The 22312-nt window shown below is 42.7% G+C and carries 23 protein-coding genes and 1 pseudogene; 14 read left to right on the forward strand and 10 right to left on the reverse strand.

Translation table 11 applies throughout. From position 1 onward, the window contains the following. Positions 1 to 54 precede the first annotated feature (54 nt). The 4 genes from ACH11B_RS10800 to nudK all read left to right on the forward strand — a co-directional run bounded on the left by ACH11B_RS10800 (position 55) and on the right by nudK (position 2169). Positions 55 to 345, forward strand: a complete 291-nt coding sequence (locus tag ACH11B_RS10800; protein ID WP_041387273.1) for an HU family DNA-binding protein — start codon at positions 55 to 57, stop codon at positions 343 to 345. A 251-nt stretch (positions 346 to 596) separates the two neighbouring features. Beyond that, complete coding sequence (locus ACH11B_RS10805; RefSeq protein WP_377613404.1) at positions 597 to 1094, forward strand: Crp/Fnr family transcriptional regulator; 498 nt, start codon at positions 597 to 599, stop codon at positions 1092 to 1094. Between the two features lie 150 nt (positions 1095 to 1244). Further along, a complete protein-coding gene (locus ACH11B_RS10810) occupies positions 1245 to 1601 on the forward strand; it encodes a DUF4406 domain-containing protein (RefSeq protein WP_130856261.1) in 357 nt (118 codons plus the stop codon). Further along, positions 1591 to 2169: a GDP-mannose pyrophosphatase NudK gene (nudK, locus tag ACH11B_RS10815; protein ID WP_377613405.1), complete on the forward strand. Its 579-nt coding sequence runs from the start codon at positions 1591 to 1593 to the stop codon at positions 2167 to 2169. The genes ACH11B_RS10810 and nudK overlap by 11 nt, the downstream gene beginning before the upstream one ends. 65 nt (positions 2170 to 2234) lie before the next feature. Here nudK and ACH11B_RS10820 read toward each other — a convergent pair whose 3' ends face one another. Next, the gene (locus tag ACH11B_RS10820; protein WP_377613406.1) at positions 2235 to 2486 is read right to left on the reverse strand and encodes a VOC family protein; all 252 of its coding nucleotides are present in this window, start codon (positions 2484 to 2486) and stop codon (positions 2235 to 2237) included. Positions 2487 to 2881: 395 nt separating this feature from the next. Between ACH11B_RS10820 and ACH11B_RS10825 the strand changes: the two genes are divergently transcribed. Beyond that, complete coding sequence (locus ACH11B_RS10825; RefSeq protein ID WP_130856263.1) at positions 2882 to 3238, forward strand: response regulator transcription factor; 357 nt, start codon at positions 2882 to 2884, stop codon at positions 3236 to 3238. A gap of 19 nt (positions 3239 to 3257) precedes the next feature. Here the strand turns inward: ACH11B_RS10825 and ACH11B_RS10830 are convergent, their stop codons facing one another. Together ACH11B_RS10830 and ACH11B_RS10835 are read right to left on the reverse strand one after the other, a co-directional pair. Continuing rightward, positions 3258 to 3731 (reverse strand): hypothetical protein, encoded by a 474-nt coding sequence (locus ACH11B_RS10830; RefSeq protein WP_377613407.1) that lies wholly within the window; start codon positions 3729 to 3731, stop codon positions 3258 to 3260. Between the two features lie 78 nt (positions 3732 to 3809). Next, complete coding sequence (locus tag ACH11B_RS10835) at positions 3810 to 4163, reverse strand: response regulator transcription factor (RefSeq protein ID WP_377613408.1); 354 nt, start codon at positions 4161 to 4163, stop codon at positions 3810 to 3812. A 313-nt stretch (positions 4164 to 4476) separates the two neighbouring features. Here ACH11B_RS10835 and ACH11B_RS10840 point away from each other — a divergent pair, with 313 nt between their 5' ends. Both ACH11B_RS10840 and ACH11B_RS10845 read left to right on the forward strand, forming a co-directional pair. Further along, a complete protein-coding gene (locus ACH11B_RS10840; protein ID WP_377613409.1) occupies positions 4477 to 5016 on the forward strand; it encodes an RNA polymerase sigma factor in 540 nt (179 codons plus the stop codon). A gap of 1 nt (position 5017) precedes the next feature. Beyond that, complete coding sequence (locus tag ACH11B_RS10845) at positions 5018 to 5851, forward strand: anti-sigma factor domain-containing protein (protein WP_377613410.1); 834 nt, start codon at positions 5018 to 5020, stop codon at positions 5849 to 5851. 51 nt (positions 5852 to 5902) lie between these two features. Here the strand turns inward: ACH11B_RS10845 and ACH11B_RS10850 are convergent, their stop codons facing one another. The 3 genes from ACH11B_RS10850 to ACH11B_RS10860 all read right to left on the reverse strand — a co-directional run bounded on the left by ACH11B_RS10850 (position 5903) and on the right by ACH11B_RS10860 (position 9045). Continuing rightward, positions 5903 to 6355 carry an OmpA family protein gene (locus tag ACH11B_RS10850; RefSeq protein WP_377613411.1) on the reverse strand — a complete coding sequence of 151 codons (453 nt, stop codon included), beginning with the start codon at positions 6353 to 6355 and terminating at the stop codon, positions 5903 to 5905. Beyond that, positions 6336 to 7940 carry a hypothetical protein gene (locus ACH11B_RS10855; RefSeq protein WP_377613412.1) on the reverse strand — a complete coding sequence of 535 codons (1605 nt, stop codon included), beginning with the start codon at positions 7938 to 7940 and terminating at the stop codon, positions 6336 to 6338. Before ACH11B_RS10855 ends, ACH11B_RS10850 begins: the two co-directional genes overlap by 20 nt. Positions 7941 to 8070: 130 nt before the next feature. Then, on the reverse strand, positions 8071 to 9045 hold the full coding sequence (locus ACH11B_RS10860; protein WP_377613413.1) for a YihY/virulence factor BrkB family protein: 975 nt from the start codon (positions 9043 to 9045) through the stop codon (positions 8071 to 8073). Between the two features lie 252 nt (positions 9046 to 9297). On the opposite strand from ACH11B_RS10860, the gene ACH11B_RS10865 reads away from it, so the two are divergent. The 5 genes from ACH11B_RS10865 to ACH11B_RS10885 all read left to right on the forward strand — a co-directional run bounded on the left by ACH11B_RS10865 (position 9298) and on the right by ACH11B_RS10885 (position 17197). Then, positions 9298 to 9624 carry a hypothetical protein gene (locus ACH11B_RS10865; protein ID WP_377613414.1) on the forward strand — a complete coding sequence of 109 codons (327 nt, stop codon included), beginning with the start codon at positions 9298 to 9300 and terminating at the stop codon, positions 9622 to 9624. A gap of 287 nt (positions 9625 to 9911) precedes the next feature. Next, positions 9912 to 12239 (forward strand): TonB-dependent receptor, encoded by a 2328-nt coding sequence (locus tag ACH11B_RS10870; protein ID WP_377613415.1) that lies wholly within the window; start codon positions 9912 to 9914, stop codon positions 12237 to 12239. Positions 12240 to 12257: 18 nt separating this feature from the next. Beyond that, positions 12258 to 12851 carry a MotA/TolQ/ExbB proton channel family protein gene (locus ACH11B_RS10875; protein ID WP_377613416.1) on the forward strand — a complete coding sequence of 198 codons (594 nt, stop codon included), beginning with the start codon at positions 12258 to 12260 and terminating at the stop codon, positions 12849 to 12851. 1 nt (position 12852) lies between these two features. Then, on the forward strand, positions 12853 to 13197 hold the full coding sequence (locus ACH11B_RS10880) for a DUF2149 domain-containing protein (RefSeq protein WP_377613417.1): 345 nt from the start codon (positions 12853 to 12855) through the stop codon (positions 13195 to 13197). Beyond that, positions 13187 to 17197 carry a cobaltochelatase subunit CobN gene (locus tag ACH11B_RS10885; RefSeq protein ID WP_377613418.1) on the forward strand — a complete coding sequence of 1337 codons (4011 nt, stop codon included), beginning with the start codon at positions 13187 to 13189 and terminating at the stop codon, positions 17195 to 17197. Before ACH11B_RS10880 ends, ACH11B_RS10885 begins: the two co-directional genes overlap by 11 nt. A 22-nt stretch (positions 17198 to 17219) precedes the next feature. On the opposite strand, the gene ACH11B_RS10890 is transcribed toward ACH11B_RS10885, so the two are convergent. Further along, entirely contained in the window at positions 17220 to 17663 is a 444-nt protein-coding gene (locus tag ACH11B_RS10890) for a pyridoxamine 5'-phosphate oxidase family protein (RefSeq protein WP_377613419.1), read from the reverse strand. 302 nt (positions 17664 to 17965) lie between these two features. Then, positions 17966 to 19285: a DUF389 domain-containing protein gene (locus tag ACH11B_RS10895; RefSeq protein ID WP_013665398.1), complete on the reverse strand. Its 1320-nt coding sequence runs from the start codon at positions 19283 to 19285 to the stop codon at positions 17966 to 17968. 691 nt (positions 19286 to 19976) lie between these two features. Here ACH11B_RS10895 and ACH11B_RS10900 point away from each other — a divergent pair. Next, positions 19977 to 20047 (forward strand): annotated as a pseudogene (locus tag ACH11B_RS10900). A 360-nt stretch (positions 20048 to 20407) separates the two neighbouring features. Continuing rightward, positions 20408 to 21469: an ATP-binding protein gene (locus ACH11B_RS10905; protein ID WP_377613420.1), complete on the forward strand. Its 1062-nt coding sequence runs from the start codon at positions 20408 to 20410 to the stop codon at positions 21467 to 21469. An 87-nt stretch (positions 21470 to 21556) separates the two neighbouring features. Here the strand turns inward: ACH11B_RS10905 and ACH11B_RS10910 are convergent, their stop codons facing one another. Then, positions 21557 to 21742 carry a hypothetical protein gene (locus tag ACH11B_RS10910; protein WP_377613421.1) on the reverse strand — a complete coding sequence of 62 codons (186 nt, stop codon included), beginning with the start codon at positions 21740 to 21742 and terminating at the stop codon, positions 21557 to 21559. Positions 21743 to 21951: 209 nt separating this feature from the next. After that, the gene (locus ACH11B_RS10915) at positions 21952 to 22104 is read right to left on the reverse strand and encodes a hypothetical protein (RefSeq protein WP_377476939.1); all 153 of its coding nucleotides are present in this window, start codon (positions 22102 to 22104) and stop codon (positions 21952 to 21954) included. Positions 22105 to 22312: the final 208 nt, after the last annotated feature.

Below are 22312 nucleotides of genomic sequence, written 5' to 3' on the forward strand. Positions count from 1 at the left end.
CCAATGGGTATTAGGTCTATTGGTTTGCCGATTTGTAAACTTAACTCTATTACAATGAACAAAGCTGATCTTATCACAAAGATTGCCGCAGATGCGGGCATTACAAAAGTTCAGGCAGAAAAAGCGCTGAGCAGTATCACTAATTCGGTTACTACAACCTTGAAAAAAGGCGAGAGCGTGTCGTTGATAGGCTTCGGAACCTTTACAGTGGGCCAGCGTGCCGCCCGTAGTGGACGTAACCCCAACACTGGAGCCGTCATTAAAATAAAGGCTACCAAGGTCCCTAAATTTAGACCCGGTAAGTCACTTCGCGAAGCCGTAGCCTCAGCAAAAACAAAAAAATAGGACCCTGCGGACTTATTTCATGTGGTCCGATTCCATTAGATCGGACCACATAATCACCGATACGCTTACTATTCCGTCATTACCTGAATCATACTTCCGAAGAAATTACCATCAGATACCATCAATACGAAATCGATATCATCCCTGAAGCACTGTTACAAAGATCGTTTGGAACCTTACTAACTTTAGGTTTTCTTGAGAACAATGAAAAATAATTTAGATATTGTGCTTTCATTTTAAGAGACGCGCCCATGGCCTACGATGTAGTCTTGAAAAACATAAACAAACACATTTCACTGGATACGGATGAAATTTCCTACTTTACCTCGCTCCTGAAAGAAAAGAAAGTTTCCAAAAGAGCCATGATCTTAAAAGACGGGCAGGTATGTAAAGAGATCAGCTTCGTTAAATCGGGTGCTTTGCGAGCATACTACAGAGATAAAACTGGGAAAGAATCAACCATTATGTTTGCTATCACAGATTGGTGGGTTACCGATATGTTTTGTTTCGTAAATGAACAGCCCGCCATGCTCAATATTGAAGCAATAGAAGATAGCGTTGTGCTGCAATTGTTAAAAGCCGATCTGGATAAATTGTACATCAAAATTCCAAAGTTCGAAAGGTTTTTCAGAATAATAATGCAGAATGCATACATCAGAGAACAGCTTCGCGTTATTCAAAACCTCTCGCTCCCGGCTAATGAACGATATAATCTTTTCTTAAGCAAGTATCCCGAGATAGTAAAATAGGTTAAACAAAAGCAGATTGCTTCCTACCTAGGTATCACACCGGAATTTTTGAGTATGCTGCGAAGAAATAAAAGAACAAAAAGGATTTCTTAAACTACATTATTTTTTTTCTTACGTCCGTTCAGTTTTTTTGTAACAAAATAAAAAACTATGTTCATACTTATTGCAGGTCCTTACCGAAGCGGAACTAACGATGATGTAAACTTAATGCGGCAAAATTTAAATAAACTTGAATCGGTCGCTTTACCACTCTTTAGAAAAGGCCATGTTCCTATCATTGGCGAATGGGTCGCACTCCCTCTTATCCATCTTGCAGGCTCTACAAAACCGGGCGACGAAGCATGGGAGGAGGTGCAATATCCGGTGGCTCATCGCCTACTTGAAAAATGTGATGCCGTACTTCGGATAGAAGGGGCATCCAAAGGCGCAGATGAAGATGTGCGAATTGCAAAAGAAAGAGGATTAAAGATCTACTATCATATCGAAGATGTTCCCGATGCAGAGTAATGTGAAAATCCTAAAGACAGAAATCTTGTCTGATAATTGGTATATTTTGAAGAAAATTACCTACGAGTACCTAAAAGGCGACGGGAAAAAACAGGTTCAGACAAGAGAAGCTTACGATAGAGGAAATGGTGCCACCATTTTACTCTATAATAGAGAGCAAAAAACGATCATTCTAACTCGGCAGTTTCGATTACCAACCTTTATAAACGGCAACGAAACCGGCATGTTAATTGAAGCCTGTGCAGGTTTATTGGATAAGGATAATGCAATAGATTGTATACGCCGAGAAACGGAAGAGGAAACGGGCTATAAGGTTACAAATATCACCAAAGTATTGGAGGCTTACATGTCGCCAGGCTCCGTAACGGAGATGCTATCTTTTTTTATAGCAGAATACACGAATGAAATGAAAATCACAGCTGGAGGTGGCTTGGAACACGAAGGAGAAAACATTGAAGTATTGGAACTCTTTTTTGACGATGCCCTCCGTATGATGGAAACCGGCGAAATTAAGGACGGCAAAACGATTATATTACTGCAATATCTTCGCCTTAAAAACCTTTTATAATAAAAAGTGATACATTGAGAAAACGAATGATACGCAGATTTTCGAACAAACTCGCTTAAATAGGATTATTCTGACCACACCGCTAGCTCGTAACCATCGGGGTCCGTGAAATGAAAGCGCTTACCCCCTGGAAAGTTAAAGATATCCTTCACAAGAACATCTCCGGCACTTATCACCTTACGCTTGCTTGTTTCAATATCTTCCGAATAAAGAACGATTAAAATACTTCCGTTAATTGGCTCGCCGGAAGTAAAGCCGCCATCAACATAGTCGCCTTCGAAAGCGGTGTATCCCGGCCCGTAATCCGTAATTTCCAACGGAAACTATCTGTGTAAAATTTTTTGGCTCGATTAATATCAGTTGAGAGAAACTCGATATACTGTACCTGCTCATGCTTTAATTTTTTTTGCGATTGTATCTTAGTCATAACGTCATCTTTAGTATACAAATGTATCCCTTAAATGACAAGATTAATAATTTTTTGAAATGAGTGCTATTATACGCTAAATGCCGCTAATAGTCAAAACTGAATAATATTCGATTTCTTGATAAATTTTATCTATAGTTTGATTCTGAAAAAAAGCACCATATATTATTGTCGCGCTAAAAAGGATGCATATATTTGGGATTCAAAATAGGCTTATGGCAATGCGGTCGCCTATTGCAGATGTACGATTGAGTTGCTAATAGATCTAAAACAGAATTGGCATATATGGGAACCAAAATTATGGTGCTGGAAGATGATCCGGATATCCGTCGGGTTATCGCTTTGATCTTACTTAGAGAGCGCTTCGAAGTACAGAGCTACGCCAGTGCCACCGCATTTTTAAATGAGATATCGGACATGGATGCCGACCTTTTTCTACTCGACGTCAAGTTACCCGATGGTAACGGAATGGATATATGTAATCAGTTAAAACAGGATAGTCGGACTCGCCATATTCCCGTTATCATGATGTCTGCGCATTATAATTTAGCGAAGGCCGGTGAATTTATCGCTGACGATTTTATATGCAAGCCATTCAATATTACGGATTTCGTGGACACCATTAGGAAACATATAGCGTGATTTTGGCTTGTCATTGGTCTCATATATTGGAATCAATAATTTCTTTTCCTTTTTGGTATAAATTTTTAAAAAAAATGAAAGGCAGGTTATTCAGTGCCAAGTAATCTTTAAGCTCTTGAGCGGACATTCTCAGTTCTGCCGCCAAGAAGGAAATAACCGGAATACCCAATGCACTTAATTGCTCAATGGTTTCCAGTGTGAAAAAACCTAGGCTTTCCGATTCACGATAGAGCTGTTCAAGCCGTTCCATTCGTCGGGCTACTAACCGCTCCTGTGTGCTAATCTCCTCTTGCCTTTCTTGCAGTATATTTCCGGTAAATAGATGTAGTTGCTTTACATGATGTAACATGATGTTTGCTTCCAAGGTAAGGACATCGTTACCTTTTTTCTCCGATAATCGTATCCGGTATCTTACTTTCCCTTTCGATACTTCCTTCTCTTCCAGTTCAAGGTAAGTAAAGCCGACCTTAAACTTAATCTCTTTATCGGGCATACTGATCTCTATGGCCGTGAGAAAATAGCATTATATTTACCGGCACTCGCTGTAGATTTGGCTGCATAATGATCCTGGTTAACGTATAAGGTGCTTTATTCGACTCACCAGATCGTCGATTTCAAACGGCTTTCTAATAAAATCGGCGGGTATACAATCGCTATTAAGAATGCGATCGGTATGAGCGGACATCATAACAATAGGGATACCTGCCGTCTCTTGTCGAGATCGAAGGTCGCAACATATTTCTAATCCGTTACCGTCGGGCAGACGGATATCCAGCAAGAATAAACTGGCGTCGCTGTGTTCCTCCGCCCAAAAACTCTTAGCCTTATTATAACTCTTCACTTTCATCCCTTCTTTTCGCAAAATATATTCTATTATTTCTCTAATATCTGTATCGTCCTCAAGGATCACAACTGTCTTTTTCATAATACTTGTAACTTTTCTGATAGCTACCAAAAATCTAGCTCCACTATATTTTATATATACGAAATGAGGTAAATCTTGGTTGACCACAAGATCCCTGTATTAAAAAAGTTACGAAACTCATCCATCAGCGACTATGGCGATGCTAATCTTAATGGGCGTAATGCACAAATACAGCACAATATGAAATTTATAAATCCTATCTACAAATTTTACCGTATATGGTTTCGAGACGACAACCAAAACAATTGCATAGAGGAACATGTTGTAAAGTGAAAAAGTTAACTATATTTACTAGATTTTTATCTGATTATCTTTGTCAACAAAATCCGTCTATACAGAAGAAGAGTTGGTAGCCCTCCTAAAGCGCAGGGATCAGCAGGCGTACAGTTACCTATATGATAGCTATGCTGCCGCTTTTTACGGGGTTATTCAGCGTATAGTAGGGGAGGGCGAAGAGGCAACCGATATATTGCAGGAGGGCTTTGTAAAAGTATGGAAGAATATTGAACAGTATGATGTAGGCAAGGGAAAGTTGTTTACCTGGATGCTCAATATCATGCGTCATGTAGCCATTGATTATTTGCGATCGGGGATGAGAAAGAAAGAACAGCATACCGACAGCTTGGAACCCGGCACGCATGTAAGAGGAAATGAAACGCATACGAAGGTCGATCACTTGGGCCTGAGCAATGGGTTGGATAAATTGAAGGATGAGCACAGAATTATTATCGAATTGGCGTATTACCAAGGATATACACAAGAAGAAATAGCAAAAGAATTGGACATACCGTTGGGAACGGTAAAGTCAAGAGCAAGGTTAGCACTGGCACAATTACGACAAATATTGAATTAAATTGGATATAAAGGCATACATATCGTCAGGAATTATTGAGATGTACGCGCTCGGTATTGCCAGCGAAGCAGAAGCTCGTGAGCTGGAGAACCTATGTATACGATATCCGGAAATACAGCAAGCTTTGTTGGAAGCTCAGGAAGGAATGGAACGCTTCGCTCAAGCCAATGCTTCCACCCCGCCTGCAGAGAGTAAGAACCGCATATTACAAACCTTGCAGCAAGAAGGTTTATTAAGCGATCGAGATACCCAATCGGACTCAATTGCATCGTCAACATCGGAGATTATACCCATCCACGATAGCAGGCAACGCCGAAGCTCTACAGCCGTCTTTGTCGCTGCAGCAGCAATCATATTATTGATATTGGGAGCGATCTACCATCTTTATACCGTTAATAAACTCAAAACGGAAATCCTACTAATGGCCACCCAACAGCGATCTTTAAACGCTGAGCTCACGCAATATCGAGATCGGGCAGATACACTCCGGCAACAGCTTGCAATTGTGGCTAAACCGGGCATACGGAAACTGGATCTACAGGGGGTGCCGGGCCATGAAGGAAGAGCGGCTGCTATCTATTGGAACACGACTACAAAAGAAGTTTATTTGGCGCCTAATCAATTAGCGGTACTACCGAAAGGAAAACAATATCAGTTATGGGCCATTATTGACGGAAAACCGGTAAGTGCAGGCGTTTTCAATCAAGGAAGTTTAGAGGCAGTGCAGCAGATGAAAACGGTGCAGCGAGCAGAAATGTTTGCCATTACCATCGAAAAAGAGGGCGGGGCTGAAGTACCTAGCTTAGATCAAATGGTGGTTGCCGGTAAAATCTGACATAAAAAAAAGCAGGTCACGTTTAAGTGGCCTGCTCTTTCTCAAAAATATTCAATCAACTATTTCGATCTCTACCCGACGATTTTTTTTCCGGCCCTCCGCGGTGGCGTTAGAAGCAATGGGTTTGGTGTCGCCGAACTCGGTGGCGGCAATTTTAGAAGCGCTTACCCCCTTGTTTACTAAATAATTTTTAACATGGTCTGCACGCGATTTAGATAATTTCCAGTTGTAAACATATTCACCTATAGCATCGGCATGTCCGCTGAGTTTAATGGCGTAACCATTTTCTTTTGCTACTGCTACCAGTTCGTCCAGTTCGGCTTCAAAATATCTTGAAATAGTCGCTTTGTCAAAACCGAATTCAATGTTGTTAAAAGATTCCTTGGCTTTCACAGATTTCGTTGTCTCCTTTTTTATCGGATTACCACTTGCAAACGAATAGGTTGAGATGGTGGCCGCTGAAAATAGGGCGGCCAAACCTAAATTAATGGCTGTTTTTTTCATGCTTTCTTTGATTTAATTGTTTATATATAGTGGATTTATCCAGTATATTGATTGTCTTTTTATCCTGACCGGCACCTTGCCTAGCTATTTTTTCGGCGGATCGCCTATTACAGGCGTTATACTTAAAAATATTTAGATACATATCGCTGCATGATAAGTACAATGGAAAATATACCGGATCAATGGGGGGCGGCTGTAGGATCAATACATAGTAATGATCATTTTTGAGCACCTGTAGAAGAAATTTGAAACGTTCACTGAGTAGACTGCGCTGTAAGGACCAATACGAATCATCGGAGACTAAAAGTGAATTTTCCTGTTTCGCCTTTAAGGATGGGGGACTGAAAAAAATGTGGTCAAGTGGCAAAGCCCTATCACGATGTACTATTTCTTCGATGTGTACAGAAGGATCCCGCACATAATCTTGTAGGAATTTTCGATCTTTATAGACTTCGAGTTCATCTCCCATGGGCGCAAGGTGTATAAGTACCACACGCACGCCAGTCTTCAGTAGCGGCTCGATTAAATTTTCTTGTAATTCTTTCGGGTAGCTCGAATACGTCAGGGCAGTGATATTGACGATGGTTCCGGCAGACCAGGAGTTGCTTTTTATTAGATTGAGAAGATTCCTTTTGGAATCGATGTCCGTCCAGACGTGAAAATGGGCCTGGTCGTTACTCGTTAAATCCGCAGTTCTTAATACGAATGGAAAGCGATATTTTTTGTAATAAATAATGAGAAGACTTATTAGTAACGAGAGCAAAAATGAAATAACAGCGAACCGGAAAGGTGATCGGGAAAGATTTCGATTCGTTAATGGTTTTAAAGGTTTAGCTTCTGTTAGCTCAATGGATGTGACAAGCTGTTTTGGTAGTTGGTCAAAAGACGACTGATATTGGTGTAGCATGAGTTCGTATCGGTTGGCCGCTTCATCCCGGGATTTTAATAAGCTATTCAACCGGTTTATCAAAGAGGGTGATAAGGGGTAGTTATGCCCGGGAGGACTTAGTCTTAGCATGGAATCTAATGATGTCAGAATCGCTAACCGAACTTGTATAAGCGTTTGGCTTAAGGATACTCCACTTTCCGAATCTGCTGCTTGGGTTTTCGCTCTTTCGGTGTGCAATTGGTTGTAAAAAATAATCAAACTGTCTAAAGAACGGTTGTCTGTCGGAAAAGTTGGGATTTGATTAAATTGGAATATAGGAATTTCAGTGTAATTTTTAATCGTTTGCAGTTTGCTTCGCCATAACTTGCTAAACTTTTTCGTTTGTGTGTGCTTTACTAACAATTTGGTCGCTTCTATACTGTCCAGCAAAGCAACTATTTTGCTGTCGAATTGATGAATCACCGCGTTTTCCTTCGCCAAATCATTTTCGAGCCTTTTTAGGATAGTTAGGCCGGTCAGCTCATTCTCTTCCGCAGGCAATTTTTGCTGATCTATTTTTGCCAATACGGATAGAACAAGAACGATCAGAAAAATACAAGCAGCCAACGGCAGCCAGCCCTTATTGGGCGAGCAACATTCGGCAACACTTTCTTTTAAAATGGCCAGGCTGCGCCGGTATTTTCCTACAAATAACATTAAGGGTATATACGGCTGCGCTTAATGCAAGGATTTTATGCCGGATTGATTGTATAAAAGAATAACGCCAATTGTTAAAAAGTGAGAACTTTCATGAAATGTAACCGATTTTCGCTGTAACACTCGTGTGCTACAATCCTTTCAGAACCTGCTTTGCTTTCTCATCACTCTCTTGTACGGATGCCTTTCCGGTTTCTATTTCAACTTCCTTCGTGGTAACGGCGTAGGTGTTCGGTCTGATTTCGGAACCATATGCTATCACATAGGCTTTGGTGAATTCTGCACCGAAATAAAGGATCATAGCCGAATAATACGTCCATAGAAGTAAAATTACAAGAGAACGAGCAGAACCAAAGGCGTCTCCTGCACCGCTCCGGCCAATGTAGAACGAGATGGCAAATTTTCCCAAAATAAACAGGATTGCAGTAACAAAAGCGCCTGTAAGTACATCTTTCCATCGTATACGGGCATCGGGAAGCACCTTGAAAATCACCGCAAAGATAAACCAGATAACAGCGAGCGTTATGATCTGATTTAATATATAAAAGAATACAATAGAAACATTTTCATATCGAACGCTCAATCGGTCACTGAAGCTGTCCAAAAAGGTCGTTATAAGCAGAGATACCAATAAAATGAAGCTTAAGCTTATAATCACCGAAAAGGACAGGAATCTGTTCTGAAGCATTTTTAACCATCCTTTTTTCGGTTTGGGTTTGATGCCCCAAATGTGATTGATGGAATCCTGAATATCGGCAAAAACCGTGGTGGCCCCTATCAATAACGTTACGGCACCTATAACAATGGCCGTGGTACTGCTGCCATTGATGTTCGCGTTCTTTATCACTTCCTGTATCTGCAAGGCCGTATTCTTGTCAAGAAAAGTACTCAACTGGCCGTATATTTGATTCTCAGCCGCTTCCCTCCCTAAAAAGAAGCCGCACAAGGCGATAACGAGTACCAATAAGGGAGCCATCGAAAATACGGTATAATAGGCTAAGGAACCACTCATTTTCGTAACGTTATGCTCCATAAACCCGTTGATTGAAGCCTTCAATATCTGAAATGCCCTGGGCATTAACTTCTTTTTCCCCCTTTTTTCCATAAACAAGATGTTAGAAAATGTTGTCCTTTAATTTCAACAATTGAAGATGCCAATGGTTGAGATGAAATTGAACTACTTATCCCAGAGTATTCACAGATGCCTGGATATAAAAAGTAGTTGATAAGATTACCTTGTTTCCTGTAGAAAAAATTGGTACAGGTTATTACACTGCCAATACATTGAATCATACATGTCTCTAAATTAAAATGCAATATAGTTGCATATTTGTCGGAATGGGTTTATCTTTGATGTGTGTTTGTTTTAAAGAATATCGCTGACAAGAAAATTATTGCCCATATGCTATTGGCATTAGTGCTGATTGTTCATGTGGCAAAAGTTTTTCATGAACATGCAGGCTGTTTGGCGAGCAGCGACAAACACGGTATTAAAATTTACCAACATCAGGAGGAGTGTAAGATCTGTACCTTTCACTTGCTGGGGAGCGGCGAGTTCTGTGAACTGCTTTTCACCTTTCTTATACCTCCAGTAGCGGATGCATTCAATATGTTGCCAGTAGATCTTCGCTATTTTAGGTGTTGTGACGCCCTTTACCTACGCGGCCCCCCTAGCCGTTATTAAGCAATTTTTCATACATATTGATTAAACCATTCATCTAGGCATCGTCTTGACGCCTTGATTTACATAAAATCAAATTAATAGAAGCCGGAGAAATAGCTGGCATACTTTCAATCGTCGGTCGCCGAGGTTTGGTAGGCCGAGGTGCGAATCATAATGGTTTGTAAGTGCTCGCTATGATCGATCGTTAAAGCAATTGCTTCCTATTCATGCCTTTAATTCGTTTTTAAATACACATAGTTGCATAATCATATCCGTCCGATATTTACGACACATTATAGCTGATTTTCATGAAGTATTCTGAATATTTTACAAACTGTTCCAAACGGTTTGCACAATTCTTATCCGTTGTTATTTTTTTTCTATTAGTTGTTTTTCATCTACCTGTATCTGCTCAAAATGCCAAACCTTCAGACCTGAACGGATTAGTGACCGATTCCGCAAATAAACCAATCGCCGGTGTTACAGTCGAAATTCGTGAAAAGGGGACCGTCGCGTCTTCTGACAGCAGCGGTAACTTTGCGATCTCCCGGTCGCAGATCAAATTCTTTACCTTACGGCATATCAACTATCAATCTGTGGAGGTTGATGTGGATTCTATTTCATCCCCCTCGTATCATTGGGTTCTTCACCCCAAAGTCAATATGTTGGACCTTATTTCGGTGACTGCCTCCGCCAAACCAATTGAACTCAGAAAAATTTCGTCAAGTGTTTCTGTATTACAAAAAGGTGCCCCCGAACTCCGGCAGATCCAAACGATAGACGAGGCATTGGCCTATTTGCCAGGTGTTTCAGTCGACCGCTCTCGGGGCCTAACAACTACCGGAACGCATACCGGTGTCATCATGCGCGGAACCGGATCGGCAAATAGAACCCTGATATTGAAAGATGGCGTGCCCATCAACGACGCCTATACGGGAGGAGTTTCCGAATGGAACAGTCTGGCAGGGAATAGCATTGAACGCATAGAAGTGGTAAGGGGACCGGGCTCTTCGATTTATGGTTCTAATTCCATGGGAGGTACCATCAATCTCGTTACGCAAAGCCCTTCGGATAAGCCTACCCTTGGCGCAGATTTTCGCTACGGTTCGATGAATACCTATCAGGCAAGTGTTAAGGCAGGCAAGCAGTTTTCCGATCGGTGGGGGGCAATAGTATTTGCGGAATACAAGAAAACGGATGGTTATGCTTATATGGCCGACAGCCTCTGGAAGAATTATTATGTAAAGCCGAGCATGAAACTGCTCAATGTGAATGCCAAAGTATCTTATCATTTCCTGTCTGCAGGAACCCTTACGGCCATAGCGGATTACAATCTGCAACAGCCTTTATCGGGTACAACTACCATTTACGACGATCGTAGTGCTGCGGGAAATTACCAGCTACGTTATACCAATCCGGCAGCCCTATACGCTCCGGATGTACTTGTCTACTATAATGTGCAGGATCGTGAGTCGAACGCCATTAAATGGAATCAGGAAAGCAATGCTTTTGATGAGCGCTATTACGATTCACGGGTGCCGTTGGACACCTACGGACTGATCGCTAAAGTACATCGCACTTGGGGAGCAAATGTGGTTACGGTGGGAGCGGACATCCGATTTACCGAAGTAGTATCCCGTAAATATTACTACGAACAAGGTATTCAGGATTTTACCGGCAGACAGGATTTCGTTTCTTTCTTCGTTAATGACGATTTGGATATTACAGATCGCCTCCATGCTAACATAGGACTAAGGTATGACCATTGGGCTAACCGAAACGGGAAATTCTTTGACAATATGTCTGGCAATGATATAGCCATCTCTTACGATAACGCTAGTTCCGACATCGTCAATCCCAAAGTGGGAATCAGTTATGACCTACTACGTAACCTACGTATAAGAGCGGTGTACGCTACCGGATTCCGAGCACCAAGCAGTTTCTATATGTACAACGCCGCCCCCTTGGGCTCGTCTTTCCGTTTGGGGAACCCGCGCTTGAAACCCGAGCGGATGCGGTATTCCTATGATATTGGTGTGGATTTCCAACTATCAGACAAATTGGAACTTTCCGGTACACTCTATACTTCTCAATACAGTGATTTTCTTGCCGCAGTGCTAATAGATGCGAACGAAGTGCCTGCCTACCTGGATGTTAAGGGGCTGCCGATAAGGCAGTATATCAACATTGGAAAAGTGAATCTATGGGGAGCGGAAAGCTTTGCCCGTTACCGCTTAACTCCAGACTTCTCGGTACAGGCAAGCTACTTTTATAATTCCTCAGAGATAAAACGGTACGAAACCAACCCGGAATATGAAGGAAATGATATGAGTGATAACCCATCCCACAATATGAGTGGAGCGTTCATATTTGATCGCACGCAACTATTTCATCTGAGCCTTTGGGGCCGACATACGGGAGCTTATTACGGCGATCTGGAAAACACACCGGAAAGAACCATGCCTGCAGTGACAGTTTTCGACATCAGGCTCGGCAAGGCCATCGGCCCATTGACACTGAACGTTAATGTGACTAACCTGTTCGATAAACGCTATTACGGAAGCTATACCTCCCCGACCAGTTATTACTATGCGCCAGGAAGGAGTGTTTTTGCGGGAATATCTTATCAATTGTAAAACAAAAAACTAAAAAAAATGACCGAATTTATTGATCGTTTTCTCTTTCAGCTCACAGAGCTTTTGCATGCCCCGATTCTATTTGCACTTTTTGGCATGGTCGTCTGGACACTGATCAGTATTGGGGCCTTTTTGCGCACTTGGTTGATGCGCATACGAAAACCCAGGGAAGCTGTTCATACATTTTTCGCTCAGCATGAAGGCGAAATAACCGCTTTACTAACGGAAAACCCCTATCCCGATATCCGGTTGACGGAACTGGTTCGCTCTTGGGAAAAAAGGCAGAACAACCGTTTAGACAACATTCGTTTTTTGATCAAAACGGGGCCATCCATCGGGTTGGTCGGTACGCTGATTCCCATGGGTAAGGCACTGTCTTCCTTGTCCAGTGGCGATATGGCCGCCATGTCAGGTAATATGCTGACTGCCTTTACCTCTACCATTATCGGACTGATCTGTGGAACGGTGGCCTACCTGATTAGCTTGAAATGGGAAAAATGGCTGCATGCAGATTTTCTGACCTGTGAAGTAGAAGCAGAAACCCGTTTAAGGCTTGCCGGTTTAAAGCAAGCGGAAACCGATTCTTCCCTCGTTTACAATCAATCGCTTTAGCATGAAATTATTAAGAGTACACCATGGTAGGGAGGATCAGACACCTCTCGAAGATCCCATAAGCGGAATTGCGAACCTTTTCGATATCAGTGTAGTGCTCATTGTTGCTATGATCGTTGCGTTGATGACGGCGCTCAACGTGCTGGAATTGTTCGATCCCAATACGGAGGTAACCTTAACAAAGAAAAATGCACAGGGTCAAATGGAAATCATCTCCAAGAAGGGAAGGGAAATCAAAGTTAAGAAATTATCGCAACAAGAAGCTGCCGGCCATGGCGAACGCTTAGGTACGGCCTATCAATTGGAAGATGGACAGATTATTTATGTGCCGGAAAATGTTCAGTAAAATAGTATTTATTCGTATCGTATTATGGAGTCAGCTTGTTCTGTGCTTTGCGTTGGAGGCTTTTTGTGCGCCTGTACCAAAAAAGATAGTGATACTGGTTTCCGAAAATTATAGTAAACCTGTTGCCGAGGCAATTGCCCAACTGCACAAGCTTCCTGGCTTCACCGATGCCTATCTGGTGTCAACAGCCATTGACGGAAATGCCGCAGCGGATGTGGGAGGTGCAGATCTAGCCGTCTGCTATGTGCATACCCCGGTCGTACTACAGCGTTTTTCTGCTGAGCTACAGCGCATCGTTAAACGTGGCGGACATGTGTATGCGCTTGGTAACACGCCGGAAGCGGATAGTTATGGCAAGCAGGGCATTCGTTTCGACCAGAAAGTGGCTGCTTATTTCGAGCATCCCAGCCCGGATAATCTGGCCAATATGATACTAATGCTGTTGAATAGACATTTGGAATCGACCTATCCGGTAAAGCCGGTCGTCTCTTTTCCCGAAAATGGCATTGTTTCCCTTCGAAGTGGGGAGGTATATGCAAACTTTGAGCGATATGCCCAGGCCGAAAGAGTGGGGAAGCGCCCGTTGGTAGGTTTGTATATGTTTCGTTACGAAGCAGTTACCCGTCAGTGGGAGTATATGAAGCCTTATGCGGACGCCTTAGATACGGCTGGCTTTGATGTGATGCCCTTTTTTGGCCATCCACTTGATCGGGCAATCAAAGATCATTGTTTGGATGCCGACGGACGTTCTCGCTTATCGGTCCTGTTGAATTTTTCGTCTTTGCCGGGAGCATCCAATGAACGGCTTCAGGCAACATTTTCTCGTATGGGTGTACCGGTAATTAATGCTATCACAATCAGTGACGATACAGCAACTTGGCATGCTTCCTCCTTGGGAATACCACTTGCGGCACGTGCCTTATCGCTTGCCCGTCAAGAACTAAGCGGTCAGATACAGCCGATAATAGCGGCAACTACCGAATCCGTGGCACCCGCCGGTGCAGCCGGATACCGCGTCAAATACGCACCTGAAAGCCGTATACGAAGGTTGGTGGGGCGTGTAAAGGCGTGGTCAAGATTGCAAAGCCTAGCAAATCGGGATAAAAAAATTGCGCTGATCTATTATAACGGGCATCCGGGTAAAAATAATATTGGTGCCAGTTACCTGAATGTGCTGCCCAAGAGCCTGACAGCCATTTTAAAACGTATGGACGAAGCGAAATATGACCTTGGTGGTCAAGCTCCTGATTCAGGTGCCGTGTTTGATGACGTCATGAACGGAGGCCGTAACATCGGCACCTGGGCGCCGGCGGAACTGGATAGATTGGTCCGGGAAACGCAGCCCGTACTGGTTCCGGTGGAGACCTATAAAAAATGGTTCGGACAGTTGCATCCTGCTTTCCAAAAGCAGGTGATAAAAAAGTGGGGTGAACCCGAAGACTCGAAGATCATGACCTGGCGCGATCCGAAGGGAAAGATTTATTTTGTTTTGCCTCGAATCGCCTACGGCAATATTAACCTGATGCCCCAACCGGCAAGGGGTTGGGACGAAGACGCTCAGGCCTTGTACCACGATGTTTCGCTTCCTCCACATCACCAATACGTTGCCTTTTATCTGTACCTACAAAAAGGTATGCCCGCCGATGCGGTCATCCATCTGGGAACACATGGAACACAGGAATGGCTTTCGGGACGTGAAGTAGGGTTTGATGATGACGATGCTCCGGAAGCGCTGATGGGTAACCTGGTTAACATCTATCCTTACATTATGGACAATGTAGGGGAAGGAACACAGGCCAAAAGGCGTGGAATGGCCGTGATTATTGATCATTTAACGCCGCCCTTTGATCAGGCCACCTTAAGACCCGAGTTGCGTGAACTTGCGGGAGCCATCAACGATTATGATGTGGCTTCCGGCAAAAGTGAAGCACTCGCGGCTGTTCACCTGCGCACAATCAATCGGCTGGCCAGGGAGGCAAATATAGGGAAGGATCTAGGTATTGATGGCGACATTAAAGCAGAAGATGTACAAAGACTGGAACATTACCTGCAGGAAATCCAGGAGACGCTTACCCCAATGGGAATGCATACCTTTGGGCAATCACCGGATTCGGTGATGGCGATGAAAACGGCGGAAGCTATCGTTGGGCGGATGCAAGGGATACCCAAGGATTCCCTTGCCGTGCTACTCATGGATGTTTACCAGCGCATTATGATCAGTGGACCACGAGAGCTGGATGCACTGATGACAGCCCTTAACGGAAAGTATATAGAAGCGGGTTCAGGTAATGACCCCATCCGGAATCCTTCGGCATTGCCTACAGGAAAGAATTTTTATTCCTTTGATCCCGACCGTATCCCTACCATAGACACCTATCGGGAAGGGGAGAAGCTTGCTAATCAGTTGATCGCTGATTACCGTGGCAGACACGATGGGCAGTATCCGGATAAGGTGGGATTTAACCTATGGTCGGTGGAAACCATCCGCCATGAAGGTATTATGGAATCTCAGATATTGAGTTTATTGGGGATAAAACCTACTTATGATGGCTTTGGGCGGTTGAAAGGAGTAGAAGCAATTGCAGATACTGCGCTTGGGCGACCGCGTATCGATGTGGTCATCACGCCGTCCGGCTTGTATCGCGACCTATTTCCCAATCTAATGCTGTTATTAGATAAAGCGGTTTCTTTGGCTTATAAGCAAGATGGTGCTAACTATTTGCGGGAACATATTGACCAAAGTGTGGACAAGCTGTTGTCTTCCGGACTCAAAGACACTACCCTCGCCCGTCAGCTGGCTAGTATACGCCTGTTCAGCACGAAGAGCGGAAGTTACGGAAACGGCTTGAACGATGTGGTTCAGGCCTCCGATAAGTGGAAAAAAGACCAGGAGGTTGGGGCCGTTTACTTTAACCGGATGGGACATTTATATGGGCAGGGTCTTTGGGGAAACATACCGGATGGGGAACTCCTGGAAACAGCAAAGGACCTAGCGGTATCGCTTTTTAAAAGTGCCTTATCCGGGACGAAGGCAGTTGTTCATAGCCGCTCTACCAATGTTTACGGCGCGTTGGATAACGACGATTTTTTTCAGGCATTGGGTGGGATGGCGATGGCGGTACGCCATGTTGATGGGGCGTCGCCCGATGTGATGATTACCAACCTGGCCGACCCGGGAAATACCCGCCAGGAATCGCTGGACAAATTCATCGGAAGGGAAATGAATGCCCGTTATCTTAATCCCAAATGGATTGAAAAAATGCTGGATGAAGGATATGCCGGAGCACGGATGATCGGCCAGGTGGCAGATAATATGTGGGGGTGGCAGGTAACAACGCCGGAGGCGATCGATGCACAGAAATGGGAGGATTGGATGGATACTTATGTCAATGATCGGTACGACCTAGACGTTAAAGAGCGGTTTGCAAAAGCCGGTAACATGTATGCTTACCAGACGATGCTAGCACGGATGTTGGAAGTGGTCAGGAAAAACTACTGGAAGCCTGATGAACAGCGTTTGCAGCAGCTGGTAACCGAATACCTGAAAACTACTGAAGAAACGGGACTTTCCTGCGCTGACAATGTATTTGGAAATGGGGCCTTGACAGATTTCCTAAAGCAAACGGCTAATAGTACAGAAAATAAGGAACTGGTAAGTAATCTGATAGAACAGTTGGGTAAAATTCATACAAGTTCATTCACCTCTGTAAAGGGTAATACTGCGAAAGCGGTGGCGGGACCTCGAAAACCTGTTGAAGGTCGGGCAAGATCAGGGCGGCGGTCGAAAGATCCCGGAACGACTGGGCAGAATGCTCCCGTAGGAAAAGAAGCAGGGAAGTCTACTTCGGTCAAGGGCTATAAAATGGAGGAATCGAGTCGACAAGCGACCGATAAGAACCGGAACGCGCAACAAGTTTCATACGAACCTTATGAGGTTTGGTTGCTAGGCGGTATTGCCTTGTTGATTGGTCTCGGATTTTGGTTTGGCAAAAGGTACTAATCGATATTTTCTTTTATCCACCCTATTGCTCCTCATGAGATTCAAAGCGTCCGGTTCCTTCTTCTATATTTATTCGATAAACGATCAAGCTATTCCGAAGCTCAGGACTTATCGCGTGAGAAGGGTCCCGTCCCGGATCATTGGTGTTTGGCATAATACGTAGAATGAGGCCTTGCATGGCCTGTTGACGCTCCATGTCTTTCAGTTCTTCAAAGGTTCCCCAAAGAATAGCACTTTTCCACTTGAACATGCTTTCAACTTCATCAACCTGAAAACAGACGCGTGGATTTTTCCGTAGCATTTCTATTTTTTTACCTTCACCGGAATGAGCATATATCGCATTATTTTGGTATACATAGTTGATTGGCACTATATAAGTTTTGCTATTTGCGTGGCATCCAAGCCGGCCGATGAATTGGCTTTTCAATAAATCGACTATTTCTTTCTTATTTAATTCTCCAAGCATGATGCATCTTTCACTAATTGCATAAAACGTTTAATTTTTAAAAGTAGCAGATTTTCAGATAGCTGGCGTTCCTGTGGCTGATATTTCGAAAACCAACAAGGCCTCTTATTAGACGCCTTGTTGGTTACACTTAAAATGTCTGCAATTTATAGTTTTTGGATCTGCTACATCTGTTCAGTTTTTTTGTTGTTCCAGGCCATATAGTCTTTAACAGCACGGATAGCACTTTTGTTTAGAACCTGCTTCGCCATTCCGCTAAACATTTGAGCTCTAAGAATTAGGTATTTGATAGGGCTCAGAAGTTACATAAAGGTCCTTTCGATGTATACCCGAATGGAGTCTTGTTGCAAGCGATGCCTGAACCAAGTTGCGATACGTTCTTTGCTGGCCAGCGTTTTTTTGATATCGCTGCTTTGAAGTGTCAACGAATGGTAGCGTTGCACCTTCAAGGAATCGTTGTAGAAGACCTGTTCAGCAGTAGCACATGCCTGCACTTCCGGAAACATGGGTTTCAACTCGCTTAAGAGTTGCTGCGCTAATCGGCTTCGCTGTTGTACGCTATCTTGGCGCTTTAGATTGAGTGATAATTCGGAACGTAGGCGATTTATTTCCGCTTGCTGCTGCGTCAGCTCAAGCAGATCATTATTCGCGTCGGCAAAAGAAAAGCCTTGTTGAACGGAGATTTTTGCATCCATCAATGCATAGTTTTTTAACTTTTGCTGTAGCTTTTTCTTTGCGGGTTCGGGTATCAGCTTTCCGCCATAAATTAAATGGATCGTCTTCTGTAAGGGATCGATGTCGGATTTTAAGAGATAATCTCCTTCGATATAAGTTTCGTTTTTTATGAAACGAGTTGCTTCTTGTTTAAACCTTTCCCGTTTGACAAGCACATAGCCGAAGTATATACTTGGTATCATGGTTATTGTCACAATAATGCTGACCCACATATTTGCGCGTTGCTTAAGGCCTTCTTCGGTTTGATGCCATATTGGATATTTCAAAAAACGCACAGTTACCAAGGTTGCCGCCGCAATGAACACCGTGTTTATAGTAAATAAGTAAAAGGCTCCAAAAAAGTATGACCAATTAGCAGTCGATAAACCATAGCCCGCAGTGCATAGTGGGGGCATCAAAGCAGTTGCGATGGCCGCTCCCGGAATCACATTTCCTTTTTGCTTACTGGAGACCGCTACGATACCTGCTAGACCACCTACCATAGCAATGATAACATCATATATATTTGGTTGCGTGCGTGCTAGTAATTCAGAGTGCGCTTCGCTCAGCGGGGTAAGTAAAAAGTACAATGTAGAGGTCGCAAGGCTAGCACCTACGGCGAAGCCGAAATTGGCAAGCGCCTTTCGAAACAATTTGAAATCATAGGTAGCTAAACTATACCCCATTCCCAAAATAGGGCCCATCAATGGAGAAATCAGCATAGCGCCGATAATTACCGCAGTTGAATTCACATTTAGTCCAACACAGGCGATAACAATGGCAAAAATCAGAATCCAAAGATTCGTTCCTTTGAAGTAAATTCCCTTTTCTACCGTTTCGTGTATTAAACCATATTCCTCACGCTCTGATGATATATTAAATTTTTCGATTAGTTTATAAACATCCATATAAGGCTCCTTTCTTTTTCGGAAGGCGCTTCTAAAATAATAATTATCTTTTACTTCATAGATCTCAGTTTAGCCGAGATACCTGCCGCATCCAACGCTTCTTTGCAATTAATGATTAACTGTTCTTGCATGATCCAGAAATTCTCATTGGATGTGGTAACCCGTATCGACGGTTTATGGAGATGTGATGAAGGATAAAATAAGCGGCACCATCAAGTGGTGTGTGATCAAACAGTGTTATAAAGGCAGTACTCCACCAGCGGATGTGCCTGCTGTAAAAAACAAAACCCCTTTTGAATCAGGGGTTTTGCTATTACTAAAACAACTTGTAAAACTATAACTTTTAATGTATACAACTACTTTAACAACAGGGCAATCATGTTAATGTTTGTAAATCTTCAATAAATGTTTGGTAAAGTGCTTTCTTCAAACTGTTTTTTTCAAGCTCGATAAGTCTTTGGTACTTCTTGATCAGTAAGGATAATTGATGTTTATTCATTTGGATGTGTTTGGATGCCACGAAGCTAATGCCTTAAGATGAAAAATGCATAACCTTTCTGTAAATTTTTTAGATACATTCTAAATAATATTCAATACCCTTTGGAATAAGCAACGCTATTTGTGCAAATTCCGGGCAGGAATTGGGTAGTGCAAACTAGCCGAACATTCTTAGATTTGTTTCCACAAAACAGGTCGGATGGCTGAGTGGTTAGGCAGAGCTCCGCAAGAGATCTCACAGTGGTTCGAATCCACTTCCGACCTCAGTAGCACATAGATGTAGTTTTTATTTGTAAAAATAGCATCTCGGCACAAACCTTTTCTCTCGATCAACGTTTGATAACATTAGTTAGAGTTGCCGGCTGTTCTTACGCATAAGAACACTACGAACGTTGAAATTGTTAAAACTACTTATTGATCTGTAAACCAATAGTGCATGTTGCCCTACCTTTTGGAATCGCCTTAATAAATAACGAAGATAGGACAACTTTGTGATCGATCGCTTTTTGGGCTTGATGTGCAATGCGTTAAAGCTTGATTTATAATCTGTTAAACAATAAACTCGTATCAAAAAACGTTACAATATATTTGTAGCACCCGCGAACAGATTTATTTATTTCTCTTATGACTATATTGCCGCCCATCACCTCGTTAACTGAAAGTTCTAAGTTGCTCTTCTTCTCGTATGATTGCAAAACAAACAGGTTTACTTATGTTAATCCTGCTTTCGAATCTTTTTTTGGACGATCGAGCGACAACTTAGATCTTGCTTTTCTGTTTGAGAAAGTTCATTACGAAGATAGGCAATATGTAAAAGAGAAATTGCTCGATTGCTTAAACGGTCAGGTAGTTCACAGTCTGGAATGTCGAATTGTTTTGCATGAAAAAAAATATTGGTTCCGAATTGAACCGCATTTAGTACGTGATGACGACAATCAACTGCTGGTAGGACACGCAGAAGACATTAGCCTTTATAAAGAACATAATGAAAACCTAAATAGACACAACGATAAAAAAAATGCTATTTTGGGTATCATGTCGCATGATCTCGCCGGTCCCATTGGACTTATAACAAACATCACGGTGCTTTTGAATCGGGAAGTAGATCCCGATAATGTTAAAGTCAAAAAATTTCTATCCATAATTGACAGGGCAAGTAGGGAATGCTTACATCTGATACGCGATTTTTTGGATACGGAATTTTTGGAGACCGCGGAAATCAGATTACTGAAAAGGAGGACAGACGTGGTGCAGTTAGTTCAGCGTATGATAGAGGAGTATGCCGGAATGCAAGTAGAATTGAATCGGTCGATACGCTTTCATTGTAATAAGAAATCCATTTACGCCGAGATTGATGAAGCGAAGTTGCCACAAGTAATAAACAATCTCCTGTCTAATGCCCTTAAATTTACGAGAGCGGACGACAGCATTACAATCTCACTTGATGAAAGTGACACAACTATTTACATAACCATTGCCGATACCGGAATTGGCATCCCTAAACAATATCATGCAACTTTATTTGATAAGTTCAGCCCGGCAAGACGTAGAGGCCTTGGTGGCGAGAGCTCCACAGGCTTGGGCATGCATATCATTAAAACGATTATCGAATGGCATGGAGGCACTATAACCTTCGAAAGTGAAGAAGGCCAAGGCACTACTTTTTATATACAGTTGCCGAAATAGGTGCTAGCAATGAGCTGCATAAGAGATCTCAGCGTAGTTTGAATCCGAAATTACTTCACCTAATACACTACTTTCAGTTTGGCTGTTCTAGTTTTTTTGTACTTTCTTTTCTCTTAAGACTTCACTTTTTCCGGTGGTATCTCCATCAGAGTCCGGATCAAATTGCGGTTCGTCCTTATCGATCTGCTTGGCTTTTTCTTTTTCAAACTTTTCCTTCTGCCGCGGAGTAGCTGCCGGTTCGTTAGCTACTTCTTTCTTCTTATCCGATTTCATATGCCTATTAAAAATATAAAAATAAATGTTCGTTGGATTATTCCTTGCTTCAAACGATAGTAACGGATTATTGGTCCCAAAGCTCTTCATCAGGGGGCTTATTCCCTACACTTTAAAGTGTGCGCGGTTATTTTATCGAATAAGTACAGCGCTCCTTTTGTTCAATAAGGCTAATTGATGTCGCCATAGTATAAAAATCTGTTCTCTTACTACCTAAAGAAAAAATAGGCTATTGCCAGCGCAATTACGGCAACAATAATCGACCAGTGGATCGTAAAGCCAACTTTTTTGTCATCCTTTTCGTCAAGAGCCACTTTCGGTAATCCTGGATTATCTTCATGCTTGGCATAATTTGTTTCCATTGTCGTTTTTGAACTATTCGTTTTATCCTGTTCCATCTGTTATATGTCTGATACCTATAAATAACGATTTAAACTTCTTAGTGTTTGCGGAGGCTAAAAAAGCAAAGCCCCGCCATAGGGGCTTTGCTCTTACTATGAACAACTTGCAAACTAAAACTTTTGTGTAAACAACTATTGCCACAACAATGCAAACACAAGAAGGTTTTAG

This window comes from Olivibacter sp. EAT-5, from assembly GCF_044784325.1.
Classification (GTDB): Bacteria; Bacteroidota; Bacteroidia; order Sphingobacteriales; family Sphingobacteriaceae; genus Olivibacter; species Olivibacter oleidegradans.